This window comes from Bradyrhizobium sp. P5_C11_2 (assembly GCF_054049755.1).
Window position 1 is genome coordinate 1 of the sequence record NZ_JBFULT010000428.1, and the last position, 6,596, is coordinate 6,596.

The 6,596-nt window shown below is 65.2% G+C and carries 8 protein-coding genes; 3 read left to right on the forward strand and 5 right to left on the reverse strand.

From position 1 onward, the window contains the following. The coding region (locus tag ACXJL8_RS29925; RefSeq protein WP_456686085.1) for a M20/M25/M40 family metallo-hydrolase at window positions 1-395 on the forward strand (395 nt) is incomplete at its 5' end. A gap of 544 nt (window positions 396-939) precedes the next feature. Here the strand turns inward: ACXJL8_RS29925 and ACXJL8_RS29930 are convergent. Both ACXJL8_RS29930 and ACXJL8_RS29935 read right to left on the reverse strand, forming a co-directional pair. Beyond that, window positions 940-1,719, reverse strand: a complete 780-nt coding sequence (locus ACXJL8_RS29930; RefSeq protein WP_211382902.1) for a class II aldolase/adducin family protein — start codon at window positions 1,717-1,719, stop codon at window positions 940-942. A gap of 203 nt (window positions 1,720-1,922) precedes the next feature. Then, entirely contained in the window at window positions 1,923-3,572 is a 1,650-nt protein-coding gene (locus ACXJL8_RS29935) for a glycosyltransferase family 39 protein (protein ID WP_456686086.1), read from the reverse strand. A 311-nt stretch (window positions 3,573-3,883) separates the two neighbouring features. Here ACXJL8_RS29935 and ACXJL8_RS29940 point away from each other — a divergent pair, with 311 nt between their 5' ends. Both ACXJL8_RS29940 and ACXJL8_RS29945 read left to right on the forward strand, forming a co-directional pair. Next, entirely contained in the window at window positions 3,884-4,726 is an 843-nt protein-coding gene (locus ACXJL8_RS29940) for a DUF308 domain-containing protein (protein WP_456619103.1), read from the forward strand. A gap of 161 nt (window positions 4,727-4,887) precedes the next feature. Beyond that, window positions 4,888-5,304, forward strand: a complete 417-nt coding sequence (locus tag ACXJL8_RS29945) for a MucR family transcriptional regulator (protein ID WP_456619102.1) — start codon at window positions 4,888-4,890, stop codon at window positions 5,302-5,304. A gap of 117 nt (window positions 5,305-5,421) precedes the next feature. Here ACXJL8_RS29945 and ACXJL8_RS29950 read toward each other — a convergent pair whose 3' ends face one another. The 3 genes from ACXJL8_RS29950 to ACXJL8_RS29960 all read right to left on the reverse strand — a co-directional run. After that, the gene (locus ACXJL8_RS29950) at window positions 5,422-5,850 is read right to left on the reverse strand and encodes a SufE family protein (RefSeq protein ID WP_456619101.1); all 429 of its coding nucleotides are present in this window, start codon (window positions 5,848-5,850) and stop codon (window positions 5,422-5,424) included. Between the two features lie 67 nt (window positions 5,851-5,917). Next, a complete protein-coding gene (locus ACXJL8_RS29955) occupies window positions 5,918-6,361 on the reverse strand; it encodes a DUF5330 domain-containing protein (protein WP_456619100.1) in 444 nt (147 codons plus the stop codon). Between the two features lie 15 nt (window positions 6,362-6,376). Then, window positions 6,377-6,596, reverse strand: a 220-nt coding sequence (locus ACXJL8_RS29960) for a hypothetical protein (protein WP_456686087.1), incomplete at its 5' end; no start/stop codon positions are given.

Here is a 6,596-nt window from a genome sequence, read left to right on the forward strand (position 1 = left end):
CGTTCCGCCTGGTCGAGGGACAGGACCCCGCCAGGATACGCAAGCTGTTTCGCGACTACGTGTCGGCGCGGATTCCCGGCGACTGCAAGGTCGAGTTCGGCGACCATTCGGCCGGCGCCGCCATCGCGCTCGACTGGAACATGAAGCCGCTCGCCGCCGCCAAGACGGCGCTGACCGAGGAATGGGGCAAGGAGACCGTGCTGATGGGCTCGGGCGCCTCGATCCCGATCGTCGCCGACTTCAAGCGCACGCTTGGGCTCGACTCGCTGCTCGTCGGCTTCGGGCTCGATGACGACAACATCCACTCGCCGAACGAGAAGTACGACCTGCGGAGCTTCCAGAAGGGCATCCGCTCCTGGGCCCGCATCCTCGCCGCGCTGGCGGAGGTGAAGTGACCGCGCAACGGTCATTCCGGGGCGCCTCGAAGAGGCGAACCCGGAATCCGGAGATTGTTGTACGAGTGCCGTAGGGTGGGCAAAGGCGCGAAGCGCCGTGCCCACCATCCGTCCCGGATCGCGATAGAAAAGGTGGGCACGCTTCGCTTTGCCCACCCTACAAGAGCTTCATCCTCGGTGCCGTAGGGTGGATTAGCCGCAGGCGTAATCCACCAACTTCGTTCCGCACGCGCGGATACATGGTGGATTACGCTTCGCTAACCCACCCTACGAGGTTGGCAATGCCCCAATTGCGCCTCCCGTCATCCTGAGGTGCGAGCCGTGGAGCGCAACGCGCTTCACGGTGAGCCTCGAAGGATGCACGGCCCCGATGCAGCCGGGCCGTCGCCCTTCGAGGCTCGCCGAAGAGGCGARCACYTCAGGGTGACGGTGGTGATTGCGCCCGCAGCCCGCCAAATAAAAACGCCGCCCGGAATTGGGCGGCGTTTCATTCCGAAACGTGCAGAGGGTGTTGAGAACTACTCTACACCAAACCGCAAAAATCTCAAGACCGGTAGCCCGGAAGCTCGCGGTCCAGCTTGCGCAGCAGCGGCGGCCACACCAGGTTGGTGGCGCGCAACTCGGCGCGGTCGCGGTTGGCGAGCAGCTCGGTGTTCTTGTCGATCGCGACGTCGTCGACGGGGTAGACCGGCGTGCCCAGCGCGCGCGTGCGCACCTGCATCGAGCAGGCGCGCTCGAGGTGATACATGCGCTCGAAGGCGGAGGCGACCGAGCGGCCGACCGTCAGCGTGCCATGGTTGCGCAGCAGCATGTGATTGTGGTCGCCGAGGTCCTTCTGGAGCCGCGGCCGCTCGTCATGGTCGAGCGCGATGCCTTCATAGTCGTGATAGGCGAGGTCGTGGGTGACGAGCTGGGCGGTCTGGTTCAGCGGCAACAGGCCTTCGGCGCTGCTCGACACCGCGGTGCCGTCGAGGGTGTGGAGATGCAGCACGCAGATCGCGTCCTCGCGCACCTCGTGGATCGCCGAATGGATGGTGAAGCCGGCCGGGTTGATGCTGTACTCGCTCTCGGAGAGCTGGTTGCCGTGCAAATCGACCTTGACGAGGCTCGACGCCGTGATCTCGTCGAACATCAGCCCGTAGGGGTTGATGAGGAAGTGATGGTCCGGTCCGGGCACGCGCGCGGAGATGTGGGTGTCGACCAGATCGTCCCAGCCGTACAGCGCGACCAGACGATAGCAGGCGGCGAGATTGACCCGTTGCTGCCACTCCGCCTCCGTCATGTTCGACGGCACTTCTTTCAGGCGCGCTTCCGCTGGCGACATGGCAAATCTCTCCGAACATCGTTGTTGCGGGGAGGGAGCCTAGTCTTGCCGCGGGCTGGCGGCAAGGCGCACAAAGCGCGGCAGTCAAGCGTAGCCCGCATGAGCGAGACGATATGCGGAGGGCGAGGTTCCGGATTTCAGAACCATCCGACGGTGGCCGGAGTGATGTTTCGTCTCCGCGGCCGCCCGATCGGATAACGATATTACGGCGCCGGGATCGACAGCAGGCTGGAAATGCTGCGGCCGCGGATGTCGTAGACGCGGGCGAACACCACGTCGTCGCGCTTGATCTCGACCATGACCGGCGCGGTGAGGCCCTTGCAGTAGAACTCGCCGAGCGTCATCGCGAAATCGGCCGCATTGGAATCCCAGCCGATGGTGAAGTCGGGCCCGAGCGCGACCTGGGCAGGTCGCTGCGGGCCGCACACCGCGACCTTCCATTTGCGGTTGCCCGGCGCCACTTCCTGCCGCTCGACGATCTGCTCGCGCAGTTCGTCCGAGGCCTGCTTCAGCGCAAGGCCCCAATAGTCCAGCATGAAGCGGTCGTCGGCGCCGCGCACGGTGCCGGCGATGTGGTTGAAATGCGTGTACTGATAGGGATGCAGCCGGATCATCTCGGCGAGCGACAGCGCCAGCCCGAAGCAGAAGGTGGCGAGCACGACGGGCTGCCAGGTGCGGTGGTTGGTGCGCAGGCGCTCCATGGCCCAGCCGAAGGCGACGCCACCGAGCACCGCCATCGGCGGGATCACGAAGACGAAATGGCGGATGCCGTTGTACAGCGCCGGCCGCTTCACCATCGCGATCGCGAGCGGCAGGGTCGCCGCCAGCGTCAGCATCAACAGGACGGTCTTGCGGCGGGCCGGAACCTCGCGGCGCGGCAGCATGGCGAAGGTGCTGACGACGGCGCCGCCCATCAGCACCAGCATCACCTCGGGCAGTTGCAGCGCGAACAGCGTCGGCAGATAGGACCAGGGCATGTCGGGCACGGACACGATCGCGCCGTCGAACATTTCCTTCCAGGGTTTTTCGAAGAAGTGCGAGAAGTAGGTCAGCGCCTCGAAGGGATTGCCGGGCTCCATGATCGACCACGGCCAGATCAGGCCCATCACGAGATAGCCGAACACGAGGCCGGGGAGCAGGATGTAGACGACATGGGCGAAGCGGCGGGCTGCCTCGCGGACGCCTTCGGTGCGCAGCTCCTCCAGGAACAACGGCATGAAGCCGATCATGGCGTAGACCAGCGCGAGGCCGCCGAGGACGCGGCAGCCGAGCGAGAGGCCGGCACCCAGGCCGACGATCAGGATCGTGCGCGGCGACGGCTGCGGATATTCTTCGGCCAGACGTACGAGGCCCAGCATCAGGATGATCATGGCCACCGCGAAGGGCGCGTCCTTCGGGTTCATGAACATGTGGCCGTAGAAGATCGGGCAGAGCGCGAGCAGCAGGAGTGAGGCAAGACCGGCAAGCGGTCCGCCAATGCGGCGGCCGAGCCGCCACGTCACCGCAAGCCCGATCACACCGACGATGGCGCCGAGCAGACGCCGCGTCTCGAACAGCTCGAGCGGAATGACCTTGTGCAGGAGGGCCGCGACCATGTCGAAGCCGCCGCCGTACATATAGAGGTTGGCGAAGGAGAGCGCCGCGGTGTCCTTGAAGCCGGAACCGAACATGCGCAGCAGCAGGTCGGCATATTCAGCGTGCRTGTAATCGTCCCAGCCGAGCCCGTAGTCGCGGAAGGTCAGGCCGGCGGTGACGGCGACCGCGGCCAGCACCAGCATGGCGAGATCGTCGCAAGTCCGTTCAACCGAGCGCCGGAGAGGCGTGTCGATCGCCGAAGTCGTGATGGATGTCATGGCTATTGGTGACCCGGAATCCCCTCTCGGCCCTGCCGGTGCGCGCGGGCCTCTACCCCGGACTCCCTATAGCGCAGTTCCATTACCAAGTAATTGGGCATTATGGCTAAATTCCTGATGCGACGCAGCAAATCCAGGCAACTCGAAGCCTGTTAAGAGTAACGAGCCGTAGCTGAAGGGAATGTGAATAAGTCTCTGATTTCCTTCCCTTTAGGAACGGCGTGGGCAATTGGTCGTTGGCGAGGAACGCAGGAAGACGGTATCTTGGCGTGACGGTGTCGCGCATGGGTGCGCGGCCGGGGGTGAGTTCGATGACCTTGGCATTGCTGATCGCTGGGATAGTCGCCGTTGTGGCGGGCCTCCTTGCGGTCTTATTCGGCTACACCGTCAGGGATTTCAGCCTCGGCAGTACCCTCATAATCGCCGGCACGATCGGCGTCTGCTCCGGAATGTTACTGGTCGGCCTCCACGTGGTGGTGCTGGAGCTGAGGGGCATTGCGCGCCGGCTGGCCGGTTCAACCGCTCCATCGGACGTTCGGGTCAGGCCGGTGCTGCCGGGTCTGGCGATGCCTGGCGCGGCCGCGCCCGACTTGGCGGTGCCTGCTCCTGCGGTGAAGGCCGAGCCGCCGGCTGCGCCAGCGTCCGCCGCGCCACCGCCGTGGCTGGGTGAGGCGGCCGCTCGCGAGCGCCCGCGGCTCGAGGAGCCGCCGGAAGCGCCTCCGCCGGCAGCGGAAGCCCCGCGCCGGCGCAACCTGCTGTTCGCCTCGACCTCCCGCAAGGAGCGCGAGCGTGCACAGGCGAAGGCCCCCGATGGCCCGCCGCCGCACGACGAGCCTGCCGCGCCGGACGTCCCGCCGGCGAGCTTCGATGATGCCTGGCCGAAGCCGGACCGTGCGCGGCCATCGGAGCCGCCGGCCGCGCCGCGGCGTCCGCCGCCGCGCACGCCGTCGACCTTCGAGACCGCCGCGCCTCAGCCTGAGCCYGAGCCGCCGCCGGCCGAGCAGCCGCAGGTCACCGTGCTCAAATCCGGTATCGTCGACGGCATGGCCTATTCGCTCTATTCCGACGGCTCGATCGAGGCGCAGATGCCGGAGGGCATGATGCGCTTCGCCTCGATCGACGAGCTGCGCGCCCACCTCGACCAGCGGTCCTGAGCGGCCCGCGGGTCAAGTAAATCGCCGTCTTCCCGTCACCCCGTCAGTAATCAGTCCATATTGGTCAGTCGTCACATTTCAGCCGAACGTATTGTTGACACGGAATACTTTGGCGTCGTCAATCCCGTGCGAGAGACGCAGGGCGGAGAAAGGTCGGGTCCATGTCGGATGCCGGGGCTAAGAATTTCATCGAGCTGACCGCGAACATCGTGTCGGCCTATCTCAGCAGCAATCCGACGCCGGCCGCCGAGATCCCGAACCTGATCAGCCAGGTGCACGGCGCATTGGTGCGGGTCTCGTCGGGCCGCAACGAGACGGCGCCGCTCGAGCCCGCGAAACCGGCGGTGTCGCTGAAGAAGTCGATCGCGCCGGACTATCTGGTGTGTCTGGAGGACGGCAAGCGCTTCAAGTCGCTGAAGCGCCATCTGCGCACCCAGTACAACATGACCCCGGAGCAATATCGCGAGAAATGGGGCCTGCCGGCCGACTATCCCATGGTCGCGCCGAACTATGCGGTGGCGCGCTCGCAACTGGCGAAGAAGATGGGGCTGGGACAGCAGCAGCGGAAGCGGAAGTAGAGCCGGGTCCCGGATTTCGTAGGGTGGGCAAAGGCGCGCAGCGCCGTGCCCACCAGCTTTCGTCGATCTCGCTCGGAATGGTGGGCACGCTCCGCTTTGCCCACCCTACGAAGCTCCTTACGAGGCGTCCGCGAGCGCCTCTTTCGCATCGGCCTTGATGCGGTTGACCATCGAGCGCAGCCCGTTGGAGCGCTGCGGCGTCAGATGGTCGCGAAAGCCGAACTCGTTGAACACGGCGATGGCGTCGGTCGCGAGAATCTCCTGCGGCGTACGGCCCGAATAGAGCGAGAGCACGATCGCGACCAGCCCGCGCACGATATGCGCGTCGCTGTCGCCAAGATATTTCAGGCGCGGTGCGCCGCCGCTGCGGTCGACGTGCTTGGCGAGCCAGACCTGGCTGACGCAGCCCTGCACCTTGTTGGCGGCGGAGTGCTCCGCCTCGGGCAGCGGTTCCAGGGTGCGRCCGAGCTCGATGACGTACCGGTAGCGGTCGTCCCACTCGTCCAGAAGCTCGAAATTGTCTCTGATTTCGTCGATCGTCGTCATGCTGGCCTGTGTTCCCGTTCAGGCCAATATAGGGATGCATGCGCGTGAAATCGATAGGGTTTGAGCCCTAATTCGCTGGGCTCGGCCCGCGCCATTCCAGCGCGAGGTCGTCCTGGGACAGGGTATCGCGCGGCATCTCGCTCGATGCGGCATCGCCTTCGCCGGCCAGCGCGATCGAACCGGTATGGTCGGGCGCCTTCTTGTCGTTCTTGTCGCTCTTGTCGATCTTGTCGTTGGTGATGTGCTCTTTCTTGTCGTTGATGATCTGGTAGATCTTCCGCGCTCCGTCCTGCGCGCGCTGGCCGATGATGGTCGCGGCCTGTCCGCCGACCTCGCAGGCCGCCGGCTGGCGCTTGCAGAACTGGGTCATGTCGGAGACGGCCGCGGTCGCAGCCTGCACCGCATCGGCAGCGCCGATCTGCGGCAACTTCTCCGATTCGGGTGTCTTGTCCCGCGGCAGGAGCACCAGCACCAGCCCGAGCCAGAATGTGATGCGGAGCAGAAAGCGCATCTTGCGACCTGTGTGTTAGATCCCGCCACGGCGATGCCCGCGAGGCGTCCGACCTAGCAACTCTGGATAAATCGCAAGTGATTGCCTTGAGCTTAATTCGCGGAAAATTTGCGCGAAATTGTTTGCTGCTGACGGCCTGGTAAATTTTCGATTGACGCGCGCGCCCGTGATCTTCCGGCTTGCAAAATCCACCAATTCGAAACCATGAGGCCGGCCGCGAAACCCTGTGTTCACC

What these genes read in the sequence shown, in the direction of transcription:
- ACXJL8_RS29930 (WP_211382902.1), bottom strand. Translation starts at nt 1,719, where the DNA reads ATGTCGCCAGCGGAAGCGCGCCTGAAAGAAGTGCCGTCGAACATGACG.
- ACXJL8_RS29945 (WP_456619102.1), top strand. Translation starts at nt 4,888, where the DNA reads ATGTCGGATGCCGGGGCTAAGAATTTCATCGAGCTGACCGCGAACATC.
- ACXJL8_RS29955 (WP_456619100.1), bottom strand. Translation starts at nt 6,361, where the DNA reads ATGCGCTTTCTGCTCCGCATCACATTCTGGCTCGGGCTGGTGCTGGTG.